Raw genomic sequence first — 18,556 nt, 5'->3', positions numbered from 1 at the left:
AACTTCATGTGCAATTTACGGGCGAGGGCGCTAAGAGTTATCTAGTTGTATAGTAACCTAGACAAATCCGCAAGATGTCGAGAGAGCCATGACCACAGAAAATCATCGCAAAGACTGGATGGGGCTGCTGGCGCGGGCCAAGCCTGCACGGCTGGCCGCACTGTTTCCCGATCTGCCCGACCACAGCCTGCTGCGCGCGCCCGAAGTGGGGGCGGTGATGGTCAGGGGGCGGATTGGCGGCGATGGCAGCGCCTTTAATCTGGGCGAGATGACGGTGACGCGCTGCTCTTTGGCACTGCCCGACGGCAGGGTGGGCCATGCGCATGTGCAGGGCCGCGACAAGACCCACGCGCTGCGCGCCGCTGTTTTGGATGCGCTGTTGCAGGGCGGTCAGGCCAGCGAGGTGATCGCGACCCTGCGCGCCGAAGAGGCCGCACAGCGACTGGCGCGGGCCGAAAAGGCCGCCGCGACCCGCGTTGAGTTTTTCACTTTGGTGCGAGGAGAAGACCAGTGACGCTTTTGGCTTTACAAGGCGGCTTTGCCGATGCGCCGATCGCCTCGGCCCATGCCTTTCGCGCGGCTTTGACCGCGCTTTCGCAGCCGGGGCAGATCTTGTCGGTGACGGGGGCAGCGCCACCCGCACCTGTGTCGGTGGCGGCGGGGGTTTTGCTGCTGACGCTGGTCGATGGCACCACGCCTGTGCATCTGGCGGGGGGCTATGATTGCGCGGCCCTGCGCGATTGGCTGACCTTTCACACCGGCGCGCCCTTGGTTGCGCCCGAGGCCGCCAGCTTTGCGCTGGGCACTTGGGCCGATCTACAGCCAGTGGGACGCTTTGCGCAGGGCCTGCCCGATTATCCGGACCGCTCTTGCACCTTGATCGTCGAGATGGCGGCGCTGTCAAATACCGGCGCACGGCTGACTGGGCCGGGCATTGCCGATCACGCGCGGCTGAACCTGCCCGAAGTGGCGGCCTTTCAAGCCAATCGCGCGCGGTTCCCGTTGGGGTTTGACGCGTTTTTCACCGCAGCCGACCAGATCGCGGGCCTGCCGCGTTCAACCCATGTGGAGGATTTCTGATGTATGTCGCAGTAAAGGGCGGCGAGCGGGCGATTGACAATGCCCATGCCTGGTTGGCGGCGGAACGGCGCGGCGATGCGGCGGTGGCCGAGTTAAGTCTGGCCCAAATCCGCGAGCAATTGTCGCTTGCGGTCAATCGGGTGATGGCCGAAGGCTCGCTTTATGATGCCGATCTGGCGGCGCTGGCGATCAAGCAATCGCGCGGTGATCTGATCGAGGCGATCTTTCTGATCCGCGCTTACCGCACCACTTTGCCAAGGCTTGGGGCCTCGGTTCCGGTCGAGACCGCGCAGATGGCGGTGATCCGGCGGGTCTCGGCCACCTTTAAGGATTTGCCGGGCGGGCAGGTTCTGGGGCCGACCTTTGATTATACCCACCGCCTGCTTGATTTCAAATTGGCCGCCGAGGGCGAGGCACGCGCAGCCCCCGCCACCGCTGCCGCCGATCTGGCCGATGTGGCGCATGTCACGGGGTTCTTGAACCGCGACGGGCTGATCGAGGCCAATCCGCGCAGTGCGGCCCAGCCCGCCGATCTGACCCGCGAACCGATGGAGCTGCCCGCCAGCCGCGCGCTGCGCTTGCAGGCGATCACCCGAGGCGACGAGGGCTTTATCCTGTCGATGGCCTATTCGACCCAGCGCGGTTACGGGCGCACCCATGCCTTTGTTGGCGAATTGCGCATCGGCATGGTGGCGGTCGAGATGGAGATCCCAGAGCTGGGCTTTGCGGTCGAGATTGGCGAGATCGAGCTGACCGAATGTGAGACGGTCAACCAGTTCAAAGGCAGCAAAACCGAACCGCCGCAGTTCACCCGCGGCTATGGTCTGGTCTTTGGCCAGACCGAGCGCAAGGCGATTGCGATGAGCCTTGTGGATCGGTCTTTGCGCTGGGCCGAGCTTGGCGAAGAGAACAGCGGCGCACCGGCTCAGGACGAAGAATTCGTGCTGATGCATGCCGATAACATCCAAGCCACCGGATTTTTGGAACATATCAAACTGCCGCATTACGTTGATTTCCAATCAGAATTGGAACTGGTGCGCAAATTGCGTGCCGAAGTGCTGGCAGGGACGGAGGCCGCAGAATGACCGATCAAGCCTATAACTTTGCCTATCTGGACGAGCAGACCAAGCGGATGATCCGCCGCGCGATCCTGAAAGGCGTCGCCGTGCCCGGTTATCAGGTGCCCTTTGCCAGCCGCGAGATGCCGATGCCTTACGGTTGGGGCACGGGCGGCGTGCAGGTCACGGCCGCCTGTCTGGTGCCCGAAGACCGGCTGAAAGTGATCGACCAAGGCGCGGATGATACCACCAATGCCGTGTCGATCCGCAAGTTCTTTCAACGGGTTGCAGGCGTTGCCGTGACCGAGGCCACGCAAGAGGCCACGCTTATTCAGACCCGCCACCGCATCCCCGACACAAGCCTCAGCGCGGGCCAGATCCTGGTCTATCAGGTGCCAATCCCCGAACCGCTGCGGTTTTTGGAACCCCGCGAATCCGAGACCCGCAAGATGCACGAGCTGGAAGACTACGGCCTGATGCATGTGAAACTTTACGAGGACATCGCGCGGCACGGGCAGATTGCGACCTCTTATGCCTATCCGGTCAAGGTGGAAGACCGCTATGTAATGGACCCGTCGCCGATCCCCAAGTTTGACAACCCCAAGCTTTCCAACAGCCCGGCCTTGCAGCTGTTTGGCGCGGGGCGCGAGCAGCGGATCTATGCGCTGCCGCCCTTCACCCATGTGGTCAGTCTGGATTTCGACGATCATCCCTTTGTGCCCAGCAAGGCCGATCATGCCTGTGATCTGTGTGATGCCAGTGACAGCTATCTGGACGAGGTGATCATCGACGATCAGGGCGGGCGGATGTTTGTCTGCTCGGACACCGATTATTGCGGCGGCAGGCGGGCTGCGGGCCATGTCGGGCGTTTGGGCGAGGAGGCGATATGACTATGACCCTGCAAAACTTGGCAAAAGATCAACCGCTGCTGTCGGTTCAGGGCCTAAGCAAAAGCTACGGCACGCGGATTGGCTGCGCGGGTATCAGCTTTGACCTTTTCCCCGGTGAGGTGATGGGGATCGTCGGCGAAAGCGGGTCGGGCAAGTCAACGCTGTTGTCCTGCATGGCGGGGCATATGGCCCCTGATACCGGCCGGGTGATCTTTGACACCGCCAGCGGCCCGCGCGACACCGTGCAGATGGCCGAGGCCGAACGGCGGCGGATGGCGCGCACCGATTGGGCCTTTGTGCATCAAAACCCGCGCGATGGGTTGCGGATGGGGGTCTCGGCTGGCGGCAATGTCGGCGAGCGGCTGATGGCGGTGGGCGCGCGCCACTACGGCGACATCCGTGACACGGCGACCGATTGGCTGGGCCGGGTCGAGATTGCCGCCGACCGCATCGACGACCGCCCGCGCGCCTTTTCGGGCGGCATGCAGCAAAGGCTGCAAATCGCGCGTAATCTGGTGACGGGCCCGCGTTTGGTGTTCATGGACGAGCCCACCGGCGGGCTGGATGTTTCGGTTCAGGCGCGGCTTTTGGATCTGTTGCGCGGGCTGGTGCGCGAGATGGGGCTTTCGGCGATCATCGTCACCCATGATCTGGCGGTGGTGCGGCTTTTGGCCGATCGTTTGATGGTGATGAAAGACGGACATGTGGTAGAACAGGGGCTGACCGATCAGGTGCTGGACGATCCGCAACACGCCTATACCCAGCTGCTGGTCTCCTCTGTTTTGCAGGTGTAAGCGATGCTGTTTGCCTTTCGTCCCGAAGCGGGAAAGCTGACCCGACTGGCCGTTGACGCCGATCTGTCGGCGGCGATCTGGATTGATCTTTACCGCCCGCAGCCCGAACAGACCCAAGCGGTCGCGGATCTGGGGCTGGTGGTGCCCTCGCTGGCCGATATGGAAGAGATCGAGCTGTCGAACCGGCTTTATCGCGAGGGCGGGGTCGATTACATGACGGTGGTTTTGCCGGGGCTTTCTGCCACCAAAACCCCGATTTCCGGGCCCGTGTGCTTTATCGTCACGCCAGATCGTCTGCTGACGGTGCGCCACCATGCGCCGCGCCCCTTTGACACCTACCCCGAGCGTGCCGAAAAGGTGGGCGCGGGCTGCGATCGGCCCGAGAAGCTGTTTTTGGGCCTGATCGAGGAAATCACCGGACGCATGGCCGATATCCTTGAAGGCATCGGTCGCGGTCTGGATGAGGTCGCGGCTGGCATCTATCAGGGCGGCGCGCAGGGGCTGGGCGGCGAGATGCTGCAAGAGGCGCTGGCGCGGGTGGGCCGCGAGGGCGATCTGTTGGGGCGGGTGCGCCTTGGCCTGCTGACGGTAGAGCGCGCGCTGAGCTTCTTTGGTCAAACGCTGGCAGACCGCGACAATGCCACAACCCTGCGGCCCTTGGTCAAAGGCCTGATGCGCGATCTGCAAGCGCTTGAGGTGCATGCAGATTTTCTGGCCTCGCGCTTGGCGCTGACCTCTGATGCGACGCTGGGCATGATCAATCTGGCGCAGAATGCCACCGTGCGGATTGTCTCTGTGGTGGCGGCCCTGTTTCTGCCGCCAACGCTGATCGCCAGCATTTACGGCATGAATTTCGTCGCGATGCCAGAACTGCAATCGCCTTGGGGCTATCCTGCGGCGCTTGTCTTGATGCTTGCCTCGGCGGTGGGCACCTATCTTTTCTTCAAATGGAAGCGCTGGCTATGATCGAAATTGGCAATCTTTGCAAAAGCTTTACCCTGCACAACCAAGGCTCGGCGGTTATTCCGGTGATGCAAAACGCCCAGCTTTCGGTGGCGGCTGGCGAATGCGTCGGGCTGATCGGCGCCTCGGGGGCGGGGAAATCGACGCTGATGCGGATGGTTTGGGGCAATTATCTGGCCTCTTCGGGCTTTATTCGGGTTGGCGATCTGGATGTGGCCCAAGCAGCGCCGCGCCAGATCATCGCCCTGCGGCGCGAGACTTTGGGCTATGTCAGCCAGTTTTTGCGGGTGGTGCCACGGGTGGCGACGCTGGATGTGGTGGCAGAACCCTTGCTGGCGCTGGGCGTTTCTGCCGATGCAGCGCGCGCGCGCGCGGCAGAGTTGCTGGCGCGGCTGAACATCCCGCAGCGGCTTTGGGCGCTGTCGCCCACCACTTTTTCGGGCGGCGAGCAGCAGCGCGTCAATATCGCGCGCGGCTTTGCCCATAGCTATCCGGCGCTGTTGCTGGACGAGCCCACCGCCAGCCTTGATGCGGCCAACCGCGAGGTGGTGCTGGCGCTGATCGAAGAGGCCAAGGCGCGCGGTGCTGCGATCTTGGGGATTTTCCACGACGAGGCCGCGCGCGACCGCGTCTGCGACCGCGTTGCCGATGTGCGCGACTTTGCGGTGCAGGCGGCATGACGGGGCAGCTTTTTGTCGTGGTTGGGCCTTCGGGCGCGGGCAAAGACACGCTGATTGCGGGGGCTATGGCTGCCAACCCCGCGCTGCATTGGGCGCGCCGGGTAATCACCCGCCCCGAGTCGGCGGGAGGCGAACCCTTTGAAGGTGTGACAGAAACCGAGTTTGATCAGCGCTTGGCGCGCGGCGATTTTGCGCTGCACTGGCAGGCGCATGGGCTGCACTATGGCGTGCCCTTGGCCGAGCTTGCGCCCTTGCACCACGGGCGGTCTGTGGTGCTGAACGGCTCGCGTGGGGCTTTGGCGCAGGGGCTTGCTGCCTATCCTGACTTGATCGTTTTGCACATCACCGTGCCGCTGCCGCTTTTGGCGCAGCGTCTGGCCGCGCGCGGCCGCGAAAGCCTGGCCGAAATCACCGACCGTCTGGCGCGCGCCGATACTGCGCTGCCGCAGGGGCTGCGGGCAGTCGAGATTGCCAATGACACCACCCCCGAAGCAGGCATCGCGCGGCTGTCTCAGGCGCTTAGGGGATAGCGGTGCAGCAGATGAAACCGCCCCGTGGCATCCTCGCCGCACAGGCACAGATCCTGCACCTCAAAGGGCTGCGGGATCAGGCCCGTGAAGTGGGCGCGCGCGGCAGGGATCAAAGCTTCGGCTTGCGGCGGCGTCAGCGCGCCCGAAAGCGTCAGATGGAACTGAAACTCTTCCATCACAAAGGGATAGCCATAGGTATCGAGCAATTCGCGCTGCCGATGGCTCAGGCTTTCGGGGCGGCGGCGGGCGTATTCGGCGGGCGTCAGTGCGGCGCGGTAAGGCTCGAGCGCGCGCACAACCTCGCTTGCCAGCGCTTGCAACTGATCTTGCGCCCCCAGCGGCGTCAGCGCCAGAAAGCCGTGGCGGTCGCTCAGTTCCAACCCAGCCATTCTCAGTGGCGCCAGTTGCCCCGCAAGCGCGCGCAGACCTTGGGTCAGATCTTGCAACTCCAGCCCCTCGGTCAGCCGAAACGGCGCTTTCAGCGTGCCGTGAAAGCCGTATTTGCGCGGATCGTCGGTCAGCTTGGCCAAAGCGGCGGGCAAAGCCTGCGCAACCTCTTGACCGCGCGGCATGTCCCAGCCCAGCCAAGCCGCGGCGGCCTCGGCAAAAGCGCCCTCGCGCGGGGCGTAATAGATCGCATAGCGTTTCATCTGGTCCATAACCTGCCCTTTAAACCGCTTTTGTCACATTCCTGTGACGCTTCTATGCCCATTTGCGCCGATGCGCGACCACCTCAAGGAAAGCTTCTGACATGACCGAAACCATCCTCGCCAATGCCAAACTGATTTTGCCGACCGAGGTGGTCCATGGCAGTCTGCGCATCCAAGCGGGTGTGATCACCGCGATAGATCAGGGCGCTGGCGTGCCTATCGGCGCGATTGATTGTGAAGGCGATTTCATCAGCCCTGGCCTGATCGAGCTGCACACCGACAATCTGGAACGCCATATCGAGCCGCGCCCCAAGGTCAGCTGGCCCCATGCAAGCGCCATCATCGCCCATGATGCCGAACTTGCAAGTGTCGGGATTACCACGGTTTATGACGCGCTGCGGGTGGGGTCGGTGGTGTCAAACACCAAGGCCAACTACGGCGAATATGCCCGCCTGCTGGCCGATGAGATCTTGGATCTGCGCCACAAAGGCGCGCTGCGCATCAGCCATTTTCTGCATCTGCGCGCCGAGGTCTGCTCGGAAACCCTGACGGCAGAGCTGGCGAAATTTGGCCCCGAAGACCGCATCGGCATCGTCAGCCTGATGGATCACACCCCCGGCCAGCGGCAGTTTCGCGACATGACCCAGCTGCGCGCCTATGTCTGCGGCAAACACGGCCTGTCCGAGCATGAATTCGAAGACCATGTCGCGGGGCAAATCGCGCTGACCCAAAGGCTTGGGGTCGAACACGAGGCCGCAGCCGTGCAAGCGGCGCGCCGCTTTGGTGCGGTGCTGGCCAGCCATGATGACACCACCGCAGAGCACGTCGCAACCTCGGCCCGCCACGGCGCGGGCTTTGCCGAATTCCCCACCAGCCTCGAGGCCGCAAGCGCCTGTCGTGATGCCGGCATCGCTGTGATGATGGGCGCGCCCAACCTGATCCGCGGCGGCTCGCATTCGGGCAATGTCGCGGCTCAAGATTTGGCCAAGGCTGATCTGCTGGATATTGTCTCGTCGGATTATGTGCCCTCGGCGCTGTTGTCGGCGGCGCTGCGCCTGGGCGATATCTGGGGCGATCTGGCGCGGGGGATCCGCACGGTGACGGCGGCACCGGCAGCGGCCACAGGCCTGAGCGACCGCGGTGCGCTTGGTCTTGGCCAACGCGGCGATGTGATCCGCATCAAACCTTTTGCCGACAGCGCCCGCCTGCTGGGCACCTGGGTGCAGGGCCAGCGCGTCGGCTGATGGCAATGCCTGGACCCGCGGGGCTGGTGCTGCCGCCAGAGACGCGTGTCAGCCCTGTGCAAGCCTGTCGCTGATCCTGCCGATCACCTCGTCTTGTTCGGCTTCGCTCATGTCGCTGCCCGAGGGCAAGCACAGCCCCTTGGCAAACAACGCCTCATCCACCCCCGCGCCGTGATAGGGCGCGCCTGCATAAAGCGGTTGCAGGTGCATGGGCTTCCACAGCGGGCGGGTTTCGATCTGATGCGCCAGCAGCATCAGGCGGATGTCTTCGCGGTTAACACCCGTTTGCGCCGGATCAAGCGTCAGCGTCGTCAGCCAGCGGCTTGAGTGCTGGCCCTCTGGCTCGGGCATTAAGCAAAGGCCGGGGCGGGCAAGAGCCGCGTGATAGCGGGTAAAAATCTCGCGCCTGCGGGCGACGCGGGCCTCTAGCACTTGCATCTGCCCCAAGCCGATGGCGGCGCAGATATTGGAGAGGCGGTAGTTATAGCCAAGGCTGGAGTGCTGGTAATGCGGGGCAGGGTCGCGGGCTTGGGTCGCCAGAAAACGCGCTTGCTCGGCCCAAGACCGATGGCGCGTCACCAGCATGCCGCCGCCCGAGGTTGTGATGATTTTATTGCCGTTAAAAGACAGGATCGCTGCATCGCCGCCCGTGCCAGCCTTGCGCCCCGCGCGGTAGCTTGCGCCAAGACTTTCGGCGCTGTCCACGATCACCGGCACGCCATAATCTGCGCCCAGCCGCTCGATCGGGTCAAGATCAACGGATTGGCCGTAAAGATCGGTTGGCACGATCGCCTTGGGCAGGCGATTTTGCCGCGCGGCTGCGGCCAGTTCATCGGCCAAGCGCGAGGTGTCGATGCTCCAGCTGAGGGGATCAAGGTCGAAAAAACGCGGACTTGCGCCAAGGTAGCTGACCGCAAAGATGCCGCCCGCAAAGGTCATCGAGGAAATCCACACCTCATCGCCAGCACCTACCCCTGCGATGCGCAACGCAAGATGCAGCGCGGCAGAGCCCGAGGTAAGCGCCACGCAGTGCAGCTCTGCGCCCGGACTGCCTGACAGATAGGCTGCGACTGCCGCTTCAAAGCCATCCAGCTGCGGGCCAACGGGGGCTATAAACTTCGAGGCGAAAGCCTTGGCCACCTGCTTTTCTTCATGGCCAGACATATGTGGGCGTGATAGAAAAATCCGCATTTTTATATTTTTATCAAGGGTTTGGCGGGGTTTCCTGCCACGGTTTCTCCCGCTGGCACATCGCGCGTCACCACCGCGCCCATGCCAATAATGGCGCCTGCACCAATCGCAATGCCTTGACGCAGCACGGCGCCTGCGCCGATATAGGCCTGATCGCCAATGCTGATATTGCCGTTCACCTTGGCTGCGGGGGCAAGGGTGACATAGTCGCCAAGGTGACAATCATGCTCGACATAGGCGTAAAGATTGGCATGAAAACAGCGGCCGATGCGGATGTTGCTGGTCAGGCTGACAAAGGGCGACAGGCAGGCGCCGACGCCAATCTCGACTGCATCCATCTGCACAACCGAGCCGGCACGGGCCTCGATCAAGCTGATATTGGCTGTGGCAGCCTTTTCCGCCAGCCTTTGCCGCCGCTTTGGCGCGGCGACCGCGATGCTGACAGCTTTCTCGCCCGCCTCTTGTTGCAAAAACGCGGCCCAATTCAGCACCCTATGGCCGTTGATCGTTTGACCACAAAGCGTGTCATCGATGAACACCAAGCGGTCTTTTGGATATTGCGCGCGCAACAAAGGCAGGATGCCGCGGCCACAGCCTGACGCGCCATAGACGCCGATCAGCCGCGTCACGGCGGGTTGCCGGTGAACTTTGCCATCGCAGCCTCGCCCGGGGCCAGGATGCCTTGGCGTTGCACCACCCGCCAGAGCGTCAGTGCAATGATCTTCAGATCCAGCCAGAGGCTGTGATTGTCGATATACCATAGATCGAGCGCAAATTTCTGCGGCCAAGACAGCATATTGCGCCCGTTGATTTGCGCCCAGCCGGTTAGTCCGGGGCGCAGCGCATGGCGGCGGGCCTGTTCGGGAGAATAAAGCGACAAATATTCCATCAGCAGGGGGCGCGGGCCGACAAGACTCATCTCGCCTTTCAGCACGCACCACAGCTCGGGCAACTCATCCAGCGAGCTTGCCCGCAAAAACCGGCCCAAGCCCGTGAGGCGCTGCGCGTCCGGCAGCAGATGTCCGGCAGCATCCACCGCAGTGGTCATACTGCGAAATTTGATAAGCTTGAACGGCTTGCCCATCAGCCCGGGCCTGCTTTGCTGAAACAACACCGGCGATCCCAAGCGCCACCAGATCAGCAAAGCCAAAACCGCCAGCAGCGGTGACAGCAGCAAAAGCCCAAGACCCGCTGCCACACAATCAAACACCCGTTTTCGCACCTGATCCGCTCCTTTGACAGGGCAGAGAGCCCCGCGCTGCGCCAAACTCTGCTCTGCCCTCACGGCTAGTGGCAAAAGGTAAAAAATATCTGCATGGCCGCAAAAAAATTGCCTTAGGTCGTGGGGCTGAAAACAGAATAAATCTTCCCCTGCTGAGGCAGGTTCAGCGGCTTGTCGAGGACTTGCAGGCTGGCGATCGGGTGATTCCCCGCGACAATGGCTTCCAGGAAATCGCTTGGGTTGGCAGCAAGACCGTGTCCAGCTTGGACTTCGCGCGCGATCCGAAGCCGGTCTTTGTCAAAGCGGGATTCTTGGGCAATGGTCTGCCAGAGCGGGATATGCTGCTGTCGCCCAGACGAGCTATATCCACTTTAGGGTCGAACGTCCTGAAGTGGTGTTCTCGGATCGGGCCTAGACCGAAAGCTTCCATATTGGGGTTTATTCGATCACCGGCATCAACAAAGACGCCGGCGCTTTGGTGCGCTGACCGCCCCCGAGCCAAAGGCAGCCGCCGCCCTTTGGCTGTGGCGGCTTTGTGCTGCGATCAGGCTTTGGTAAAGGGTTTAAAACATATCATTCTCGCTATCTAAATATGCATATTTGCCATTTGACGGCCATATTTCGGCATTGCAAAGATAGGCCCACGCTGGCTCGAAACAGGTGGATTTCGGGCAGAGCCGGGATATGAGCCGTCGCTGCTGACGGCACAAAGGGAGGATAAAATATGCAAATTTCTAGACGGGCGCTTTTGGCGCTTGGAACGGCGTCTGTGTTCGCTTCGGCTGTCGGCTCTCCTGTTTTCGCGGGCGAGAAGGGCACCATTGGCATTGCGATGCCGACGCAATCTTCGGCCCGCTGGATCTCGGACGGCGCTTCGATGGTCGAGCAGTTTACCGCCGCGGGCTATGATACCGATCTGCAATATGCCGAGGATGATATTCCTAACCAATTGGCGCAGATCGAGAATATGATCACCAAGGGTGTCAAGGTTCTGGTCATTGCTGCGATCGACGGCACCACGCTGTCCAATGCTTTGGACAATGCTGCGGCTGCGGGCATCAAGGTTATCGCCTATGACCGGCTGATCCGCGAAAGCGGCTCGGTTGATTACTACGCCACCTTTGACAACTTTAAAGTCGGCGTGCAGCAGGCGAATTCGCTGGTTGCCGGTCTGAAGGAACGGTTTGCCGACGCTAAGCCTTGGAATGTCGAGCTGTTTGGCGGCTCGCCAGACGATAATAACGCCTTCTTCTTCTACAACGGTGCGATGTCGGTGCTTCAGCCGATGATCGATTCTGGCGATATCGTGATCCCTTCGGGTCAAATGGGCATGGAAGTGGTTGGTACCCTGCGCTGGGATGGCGCTGTGGCGCAGGCGCGCATGGACAACCTTCTTTCGTCGAACTACGCCGACAAGGCGCTGCACGGCGCACTCTCGCCTTATGACGGGCTGTCGATCGGCATTCTGTCTTCGGTCAAAGGCGTAGGCTATGGCTCGGGCGATCTGAAGATGCCAATCGTGACCGGCCAAGACTGCGAAGTGCCGTCGATCAAATCCATCATTGCGGGCGAGCAATATTCCTCGATCTTCAAGGACACCCGCGAGCTTGCAAAAGTGACCGTGAAGATGGTCGATGCGATCCTTTCGGGCGGCACGCCAGAGATCAATGACACCGCCACCTATGACAATGGCGTTAAGGTTGTGCCCTCGTATCTGCTGGAATCGCAGCCGGTTGATGGCGCAAACTACGAGGCCGTTCTGGTCGGTTCGGGCTATTACAGCGCTGACCAACTGAAGTAAGCGATAGAAAGGCTGCGCCCGTTGCTTCCAAAGCTGGAGGGGCGGGCGCAGTCGTCTTGGGAGGAAAATCATGTCAGCGCTGTTGGAAATGCGGGAGATCAGCAAGGTCTTTCCGGGGGTGCGCGCGCTTGACCGTGTGAATCTGGATGTGAAATCTGGCGAGATCCACGCGATCTGCGGTGAAAATGGCGCTGGAAAGTCAACGCTTATGAAGGTCTTGTCGGGGATTTACCCGCATGGCAGTTACGAGGGTGAGATCATTTTTGACGGCAAGCCGCTGGCCTGCCGTGGCATTCGTGACAGCGAAGATCTGGGCATTATTATCATCCATCAGGAATTGGCTTTGGTGCCGCTGCTTTCGATCGCGGAAAATCTGTTTTTGGGCAATGAAGTGGCCAAGAATGGCGTGATCAACTGGCCGGCCGCCTATCAAAAAACCGAAGATCTGCTGCGCAAGGTCGGTCTGGTCGAAGCTCCGACCACCAAGGTGGAAAAGTTGGGCGTGGGCAAGCAACAGCTGATCGAAATCGCCAAGGCCTTGGCCAAGGATGTGCGATTGTTGATCCTTGACGAGCCAACCGCGGCCTTGCAGGAAAACGATAGCCAAAAGCTATTGGACCTGCTGCTCGAACTGAAAGCGCAGGGCATTACCTCGATACTGATTAGCCATAAGCTGAATGAAATCAGCAAGGTGGCAGATCGTATTACCATTATTCGGGATGGGGCGACGGTCTCGACGCTGACAGCGGAGCAGATCTCGGAAGAGCGGATTATTCGCGATATGGTCGGGCGTGATATGGCGCAGCGCTACCCAGCGCGCAGTCCGCAAATTGGCGAAGTGCTGATGCAAGTTGCCGATTGGAATGTTTGGCACCCCGAGCGCAAAGACCGCCAGATCATCCGAAACGCGGGCTTTACGGTGCGCAGGGGCGAAATTGTCGGCATTGCTGGGCTGATGGGGGCAGGGCGGACCGAACTTGCGATGAGCCTTTTTGGCAAAAGCTATGGTCAGGGCATCACTGGCTCGGTGCAGATCGGTGGCAAGCTTGTCGATGTCTCGACGGTGGATCGGGCAATTGCGGCGGGGCTGGCCTATGTCACCGAAGACCGCAAAACGCTTGGGCTTATTTTGGACGAGCCGATTTCGCGCAACATCACGCTGGCCAATCTGCTGGGGGTATCAAAGCGGGGGGTGCTGAACCATCAACGCGAGCAGCAGGTGGCCGAGGAATACCGCCGCGCTATGAACATTCGCACCCCCAATGTCGCGCAAAGGGTGGTCAACCTTTCGGGTGGCAATCAGCAAAAGGTGGTGCTGTCGAAATGGCTGTTTACAGATCCGCAGGTTTTGATTTTGGACGAGCCAACACGCGGCATTGATGTCGGGGCCAAGTTCGAGATCTACGGCATTATGAACGAGCTTGCCGCGCAGGGGCGTGGGGTGGTGATGATCAGCTCGGAGATGCCCGAGCTATTGGGCATGTGCGACCGGATCTATGTGATGAACGAGGGCAAAATAGTGGGCGAATTGAGCAAGGCCGAGGCCGATCAAGAGCGTATTATGGGGCTTATCCTGAAAAACGAAGGAACATTGCCATGAGCGGCGCAGAGAAAAAGGGCTTGGGCGCGCATCTGGGGGGGCATCTGCGCGAAAACGGCATGTTGATGGCTTTGGTGACCATCGTGCTGTTTTTTGTCGTGGTGGTGCGGGTCTTCGAGGGGGTAGATTTCCTGTCGGCACAAAACATTACCAACCTATTTTTGCAAAACTCCTATGTCATCATCATGGCTTTGGGGATGTTGCTGGTGATTGTGGCCGGCCATATTGACCTCTCGGTAGGCTCGGTCGTGGGTTTTACGGGGGCCGTGGCGGCGGTTTTAACGGTCAATCTGCATTGGCCGGTCTATGCGGTGGTGCCTGCGGTTTTGCTGGTTGGCATGCTGATCGGGGCGGCTCAGGGCTATTGGATCGCCTATTGGCGGGTGCCGTCGTTTATCGTGACGCTGGCGGGGATGCTGGTGTTTCGCGGCCTGACGCTGTGGCTGTTGCGCGGCCAGAACATCGGCCCCTTTCCCAAGGCGTTTCAGTCGCTTTCGACCGGATTTATCCCCGACATCTTTGGCGTCGGCAAACCGAATATGACCGCCTTGGTGCTGGTCTGCATCTCGGCTTTGGCCATTGCGTGGCTGGGCTGGCGGGCGCGGGCGCGGGATGTGGAGTTTGGCGTAACCCCCGAGCCTGTTGTGATTTTCGCTATTCGCAACCTTATTGTCTCGGTTGCGCTGATCTTTGTGGGCTACAAGCTGGCAAGCTTTCGCGGCCTGCCAAATGTGGTGCTGATCCTCACGGTGTTGACGGTGCTTTATGGCTTTTTCACTGAAAACATGACGATGGGCCGGCGGATCTACGCGCTTGGCGGCAATGAAAAAGCGGCCAAGCTGTCTGGGATCAAGACCGAGCGGCTGGTGTTTTTGACCTTTGTGAACATGGGGGTTCTGGCGGCCTTGGCGGGGATGATTGTGGCGGCACGGCTGAACTCGGCCACCCCCAAGGCGGGCGGCGGTTTCGAGCTTGATGTGATCGCGGCGGTTTTTATCGGCGGCGCATCGATGTCAGGGGGCGTGGGCAAGATCTTGGGCGCAGTCGTTGGCGCTTTGATCATGGGCGTGATGAACAATGGCATGTCGATCATGGGGATCGGCATTGATTATCAACAAGTTATCAAAGGTCTTGTGCTGTTGTCGGCAGTGATTTTTGACGTATACAATAAGAACAAGTGAGGAAAACAATGCTGTTGTCGCAAATCATCCGCCCGAATGGCGAGGTTGCTGTGGTCGCGCGTGAAGGCACAGAGGCTGCCATCGTGCGCGGGGCGGCAAGCACCTATGCGCTGGCGCAAGAGGCGGTGATCTCGGGGCGCAGTCTGGCGGCGGTGGTGGCTGAACACGGTTTGGGCGAGGCAGTTGATTTGTTGGCTTTGGCCGCCGCAGGGCAGCTTGCCTTGCCGATCAGCCATCCCGATCCGGCGCATATGCATCTGACCGGCACGGGGCTGACGCATCTGGGTTCGGCCGCGACGCGGGATGCAATGCACACCAAGTTGGATGGCAGCGAAAGTCTGACCGACAGCATGAAGATGTTCCGCATGGGGCTGGAAGCTGGCCGCCCTGCCGCAGGCGAGGTGGGCGTGCAGCCCGAATGGTTCTACAAAGGCAATGGCAGCACCGCCATCGCGCCAGGCAAGCCGCTGACCAGCCCCGGTTTTGCGCTGGATGGTGGCGAAGAGCCTGAACTTGCCGGCATCTATCTGATTGCCCCCGATGGCACGCCCGCACGGGTGGGCTGGGCCTTGGCCAATGAGTTTTCAGACCATGTGACCGAGCGGATCAACTATCTGTATCTGGCGCATTCCAAGCTGCGCGAAGCCTCTTTTGGCCCCGAACTTCTGGTTGGCGATCTGCCGCTGGATGTGCGCGGCAGCTCGCGCATTCGCCGTGGCGATACGGTGATTTTTGAAAAGCCTTTCCTGTCGGGCGAAGCCAATATGTCGCATACTCTGGCCAACCTTGAACATCATCACTTCAAATATGCACTGTTCCGCCAAGCGGGCGATCTGCATGTGCATATGTTTGGTACCGCGACCCTGTCCTTTGCTGATGGCATTGCCGCACAAGCCGGTGATGTCTTTGAAATCGAAGCGGCCCCCTTTGGGCTGCCCCTGAAAAACCCGCTGGCGGTGGCCGTTGCCCAAAAGGGCGCGGTGACGGTTCGGCAATTATAAGAGGTCTGCCATGACATTCAAACCCGCCGCCTGGCCCCGCAAACTGCGCTCGCAAGAGTGGTTTGGCGGCACCAGCAAGGACTCGATTTACCACCGCGGCTGGATGAAGAACCAAGGCTTCCCGCCAGACCTGTTTGATGGTCGCCCCGTGATCGGCATTTTGAACACCTGGTCCGAGCTGACCCCCTGCAACGCGCATCTGCGTGATTTGGCCGAGCGGGTAAAGCATGGCATCTATGAAGCCGGCGGCTTTCCGGTAGAGGTTCCGGTGTTCAGCGCCTCGGAATCGGCGTTCCGTCCGACGGCGATGATGTTTCGCAACCTTGCCGCGATGGCGGTAGAGGAGGCGATGCGCGGCCAGCCGATGGATGGCTGCGTGCTGATGGTGGGCTGTGACAAGACCACCCCGTCGCTGCTGATGGCCGCGGCCTCGACCGATATTCCCTCGATCGTGGTGACGGGCGGGCCGATGCTGAACGGCTATTACAAGAACGAACGCGTCGGCTCTGGCACGCATCTGTGGAAATTCTCGGCAGCGGTGGCGGCGGGCACCATGAGCAAGGAAGAATTTGTTGATGCCGAAGCCTCGATGAGCCGCAGCCCGGGGTCGTGTAACACCATGGGCACGGCCTCGACGATGGCCTCGATGGCCGAAGCCTTGGGCATGGCGCTGTCGGGCAATGCCGCCATTCCTGCGGTGGACAGCCGCCGGCGGGTGATGGCGCAAATGACCGGCCGCCGCATCGTGCAGATGGTGAAGGACGATCTGAAACCCTCTGATATCCTTAAGAAAGAAGCCTTCGAGAACGCGATCCGTACCAATGGCGCGATTGGCGGATCGACCAATGCGGTGATCCATCTGCTGGCGATTGCCGGTCGGGTCGGGGTGGATCTGACGCTGGAGGATTGGGATCGGTGCGGCCGTGATGTGCCCACAATCGTGAACCTGATGCCTTCGGGCAAATATCTGATGGAAGAGTTCTTTTACGCCGGTGGTCTGCCGGTTGTGATCAAGCGGCTGGGCGAGGCGGGGCTGTTGCACAAAGAGGCGCTGACGGTCTCGGGCGAGACGATGTGGGAGCAGGTCAAGGATGTGATCAACCACAATGAAGATGTGATCTTGCCCACCGATAAGGCGCTGACCCAATCGGGCGGGGTCGTGGTGGTCAAGGGCAATCTGGCGCCCAATGGCGCGGTACTGAAGCCTTCGGCAGCAACGCCTGCGCTGATGACCCATCGCGGCCGTGCGGTGGTGTTTGAAGATATTGATGACTACAAGGCCAAGATCAACGACGACGCGCTGGATATTGATGCAAGCTGCGTGATGGTGCTGAAGAACTGCGGCCCCAAAGGCTATCCCGGCATGGCAGAGGTCGGCAATATGGGCCTGCCGCCCAAGCTGTTGAAGCAGGGCGTTACCGATATGGTGCGGATCTCGGATGCGCGGATGTCGGGCACGGCCTATGGCACAGTGGTGCTGCATACCTCGCCCGAAGCGGCGGCGGGGGGGCCATTGGCGGTGGTGCAAAATGGCGATTTCATTGAATTGGATGTGCCAAACCGCCGCTTGCATCTGGATATCTCGGAAGCCGAGCTGGCCGCGCGTCTGGCGAAATGGCAGCCAAGCCATCTTCGGGCTGAAAGCGGCTATGCTTGGCTGCACCAGCAGCATGTGCAGGGGGCCGATACCGGCGCCGACCTTGATTTCCTGAAGGGCTGTCGCGGCAACCCTGTGGGCAAGGATTCGCATTGATGCAGATCGCGCTTGTTGGCATCGGTAAGATCGCGCGGGATCAGCATATCCCCGCGCTGGCGGCCAGCCCGGATTGGCAGCTTGCAGCCACGGTGTCGCAAAGCGGCGCGGGTGTTGACGGCGTGGAAAGCTTTGACGATTTCGCGCAGATGCTGGCACAGCGTCCACAGATCAAGGTGGTGTCCTTGTGCATGCCGCCGGTGCCGCGCTTTGCCTATGCCCAGGCCGCGCTTTTGGCGGGGCGGCATGTGATGTTGGAAAAGCCACCCGGTGCCACTCTGGCAGAGGTGCATGCCTTGCAGGCCTTGGCCGCCGCGCGCGGTCTAAGCCTTTACACCACTTGGCACAGCCGCATGGCGCTGGCTGTGGCGCAGGCCAAGGCTTGGCTGGCGGACAAACAGGTGCTGCGCGGCCATATCTCGTGGCGCGAGGATGTGCGTAAATGGCATCCGGGCCAGGATTGGGTGTTTGAACCGGGCGGCATGGGGGTGTTTGATCCTGGCATCAACGCGCTGTCGATCCTGACAGAGATTTTGCCAAATCCGGTGCATCTGACCGCAGCCACGCTGACCTTTCCCGCCAATCGCCAGACCCCTATTGCGGCGGATCTGTATTTTTCGGGCGGGCTCACCGCCGCATTCGATTGGCGTCAGCTTGGCCCGCAAACTTGGGACATCGAGATCGACACCGATGCGGGGGCGATGGCGCTGCGTTTGGGCGGCAATCGGTTGGAAATCAACGGCGTCGAGGTGGCCGGAGAGGCGTCGATCATGGGCGAATATCCGGCGCTTTACGCAAGGATGGCTGATCTGGTGGCGCGCGGGCAAAGCGATGTCGATCTTGCGCCAATGGTGCATGTGGCGGATGCGATGACACTGGGGCGCCGTCTTGAGACGGAAGCCTTTCATTTCTAAGGAT

At 61.0% G+C, this 18,556-nt stretch carries 20 protein-coding genes; 16 read left to right on the top strand and 4 right to left on the bottom strand.

Features of this window, described 5'->3' with window-relative positions:
* Nucleotides 1-88: 88 nt before the first annotated feature.
* From phnG to phnN, 8 genes are read left to right on the top strand one after another with little or no spacing between them, the layout of a single operon-like run.
* Nucleotides 89-514 (top strand): phosphonate C-P lyase system protein PhnG, encoded by a 426-nt coding sequence (phnG, locus tag V7Q10_RS08535; protein WP_333868656.1) that lies wholly within the window; start codon nt 89-91, stop codon nt 512-514.
* On the top strand, nt 511-1,080 hold the full coding sequence (gene phnH / locus V7Q10_RS08530; RefSeq protein WP_333868655.1) for a phosphonate C-P lyase system protein PhnH: 570 nt from the start codon (nt 511-513) through the stop codon (nt 1,078-1,080). Before phnG ends, phnH begins: the two co-directional genes overlap by 4 nt.
* Nucleotides 1,080-2,165, top strand: a complete 1,086-nt coding sequence (locus V7Q10_RS08525; RefSeq protein ID WP_333868654.1) for a carbon-phosphorus lyase complex subunit PhnI — start codon at nt 1,080-1,082, stop codon at nt 2,163-2,165. Before phnH ends, V7Q10_RS08525 begins: the two co-directional genes overlap by 1 nt.
* The gene (locus V7Q10_RS08520; protein ID WP_333868653.1) at nt 2,162-3,028 is read left to right on the top strand and encodes an alpha-D-ribose 1-methylphosphonate 5-phosphate C-P-lyase PhnJ; all 867 of its coding nucleotides are present in this window, start codon (nt 2,162-2,164) and stop codon (nt 3,026-3,028) included. Before V7Q10_RS08525 ends, V7Q10_RS08520 begins: the two co-directional genes overlap by 4 nt.
* A 2-nt stretch (nt 3,029-3,030) precedes the next feature.
* Nucleotides 3,031-3,822 (top strand): phosphonate C-P lyase system protein PhnK, encoded by a 792-nt coding sequence (phnK, locus tag V7Q10_RS08515; RefSeq protein WP_442885845.1) that lies wholly within the window; start codon nt 3,031-3,033, stop codon nt 3,820-3,822.
* Between the two features lie 3 nt (nt 3,823-3,825).
* Nucleotides 3,826-4,788, top strand: coding sequence for a magnesium transporter CorA family protein (locus V7Q10_RS08510; RefSeq protein ID WP_333868651.1), 963 nt, complete (start codon nt 3,826-3,828; stop codon nt 4,786-4,788).
* The gene (gene phnL / locus V7Q10_RS08505; RefSeq protein WP_333868650.1) at nt 4,785-5,465 is read left to right on the top strand and encodes a phosphonate C-P lyase system protein PhnL; all 681 of its coding nucleotides are present in this window, start codon (nt 4,785-4,787) and stop codon (nt 5,463-5,465) included. The genes V7Q10_RS08510 and phnL overlap by 4 nt, the downstream gene beginning before the upstream one ends.
* Entirely contained in the window at nt 5,462-5,995 is a 534-nt protein-coding gene (gene phnN, locus V7Q10_RS08500) for a phosphonate metabolism protein/1,5-bisphosphokinase (PRPP-forming) PhnN (protein WP_333868649.1), read from the top strand. The genes phnL and phnN overlap by 4 nt, the downstream gene beginning before the upstream one ends.
* Here the strand turns inward: phnN and V7Q10_RS08495 are convergent.
* Nucleotides 5,977-6,654: a DUF1045 domain-containing protein gene (locus tag V7Q10_RS08495; RefSeq protein ID WP_333868648.1), complete on the bottom strand. Its 678-nt coding sequence runs from the start codon at nt 6,652-6,654 to the stop codon at nt 5,977-5,979. The two genes, phnN and V7Q10_RS08495, sit on opposite strands and share 19 nt — an antisense overlap.
* 92 nt (nt 6,655-6,746) lie before the next feature.
* Here V7Q10_RS08495 and V7Q10_RS08490 point away from each other — a divergent pair, with 92 nt between their 5' ends.
* The gene (locus V7Q10_RS08490; RefSeq protein ID WP_333868647.1) at nt 6,747-7,889 is read left to right on the top strand and encodes an alpha-D-ribose 1-methylphosphonate 5-triphosphate diphosphatase; all 1,143 of its coding nucleotides are present in this window, start codon (nt 6,747-6,749) and stop codon (nt 7,887-7,889) included.
* A 48-nt stretch (nt 7,890-7,937) separates the two neighbouring features.
* Here the strand turns inward: V7Q10_RS08490 and V7Q10_RS08485 are convergent, their stop codons facing one another.
* From V7Q10_RS08485 to V7Q10_RS08475, 3 genes are read right to left on the bottom strand one after another with little or no spacing between them, the layout of a single operon-like run.
* Nucleotides 7,938-9,080, bottom strand: a complete 1,143-nt coding sequence (locus V7Q10_RS08485; RefSeq protein ID WP_333868646.1) for a DegT/DnrJ/EryC1/StrS family aminotransferase — start codon at nt 9,078-9,080, stop codon at nt 7,938-7,940.
* 2 nt (nt 9,081-9,082) lie between these two features.
* Nucleotides 9,083-9,709 carry a NeuD/PglB/VioB family sugar acetyltransferase gene (locus tag V7Q10_RS08480; protein ID WP_333868645.1) on the bottom strand — a complete coding sequence of 209 codons (627 nt, stop codon included), beginning with the start codon at nt 9,707-9,709 and terminating at the stop codon, nt 9,083-9,085.
* A complete protein-coding gene (locus tag V7Q10_RS08475) occupies nt 9,706-10,302 on the bottom strand; it encodes a sugar transferase (protein ID WP_333868644.1) in 597 nt (198 codons plus the stop codon). The genes V7Q10_RS08480 and V7Q10_RS08475 overlap by 4 nt, the downstream gene beginning before the upstream one ends.
* 68 nt (nt 10,303-10,370) lie before the next feature.
* Here V7Q10_RS08475 and V7Q10_RS15625 point away from each other — a divergent pair, with 68 nt between their 5' ends.
* From V7Q10_RS15625 to V7Q10_RS08445, 7 genes are all read left to right on the top strand, one after another.
* Complete coding sequence (locus V7Q10_RS15625; protein ID WP_442885844.1) at nt 10,371-10,892, top strand: Hint domain-containing protein; 522 nt, start codon at nt 10,371-10,373, stop codon at nt 10,890-10,892.
* A 134-nt stretch (nt 10,893-11,026) separates the two neighbouring features.
* The gene (chvE, locus tag V7Q10_RS08470) at nt 11,027-12,103 is read left to right on the top strand and encodes a multiple monosaccharide ABC transporter substrate-binding protein (protein WP_333868643.1); all 1,077 of its coding nucleotides are present in this window, start codon (nt 11,027-11,029) and stop codon (nt 12,101-12,103) included.
* A gap of 70 nt (nt 12,104-12,173) precedes the next feature.
* Nucleotides 12,174-13,703, top strand: coding sequence for a multiple monosaccharide ABC transporter ATP-binding protein (gene mmsA, locus V7Q10_RS08465; RefSeq protein ID WP_333868642.1), 1,530 nt, complete (start codon nt 12,174-12,176; stop codon nt 13,701-13,703).
* Nucleotides 13,700-14,884 carry a multiple monosaccharide ABC transporter permease gene (mmsB, locus tag V7Q10_RS08460; protein ID WP_333868641.1) on the top strand — a complete coding sequence of 395 codons (1,185 nt, stop codon included), beginning with the start codon at nt 13,700-13,702 and terminating at the stop codon, nt 14,882-14,884. Before mmsA ends, mmsB begins: the two co-directional genes overlap by 4 nt.
* A gap of 8 nt (nt 14,885-14,892) precedes the next feature.
* Nucleotides 14,893-15,885, top strand: a complete 993-nt coding sequence (araD1, locus tag V7Q10_RS08455) for an AraD1 family protein (protein WP_333868640.1) — start codon at nt 14,893-14,895, stop codon at nt 15,883-15,885.
* A 10-nt stretch (nt 15,886-15,895) separates the two neighbouring features.
* Nucleotides 15,896-17,638: an L-arabinonate dehydratase gene (gene araD / locus V7Q10_RS08450; protein WP_333868639.1), complete on the top strand. Its 1,743-nt coding sequence runs from the start codon at nt 15,896-15,898 to the stop codon at nt 17,636-17,638.
* Entirely contained in the window at nt 17,638-18,552 is a 915-nt protein-coding gene (locus V7Q10_RS08445; protein ID WP_333868638.1) for a Gfo/Idh/MocA family protein, read from the top strand. The genes araD and V7Q10_RS08445 overlap by 1 nt, the downstream gene beginning before the upstream one ends.
* The last annotated feature ends 4 nt before the right edge of the window (nt 18,553-18,556 follow it).

Source organism: Cypionkella sp. (assembly GCF_036782355.1).
Classification (GTDB): Bacteria; Pseudomonadota; Alphaproteobacteria; order Rhodobacterales; family Rhodobacteraceae; genus Cypionkella.
The sequence above is the reverse complement of the archived record's forward strand: the minus strand, read 5'-3'. Positions and strand labels throughout refer to the sequence as shown.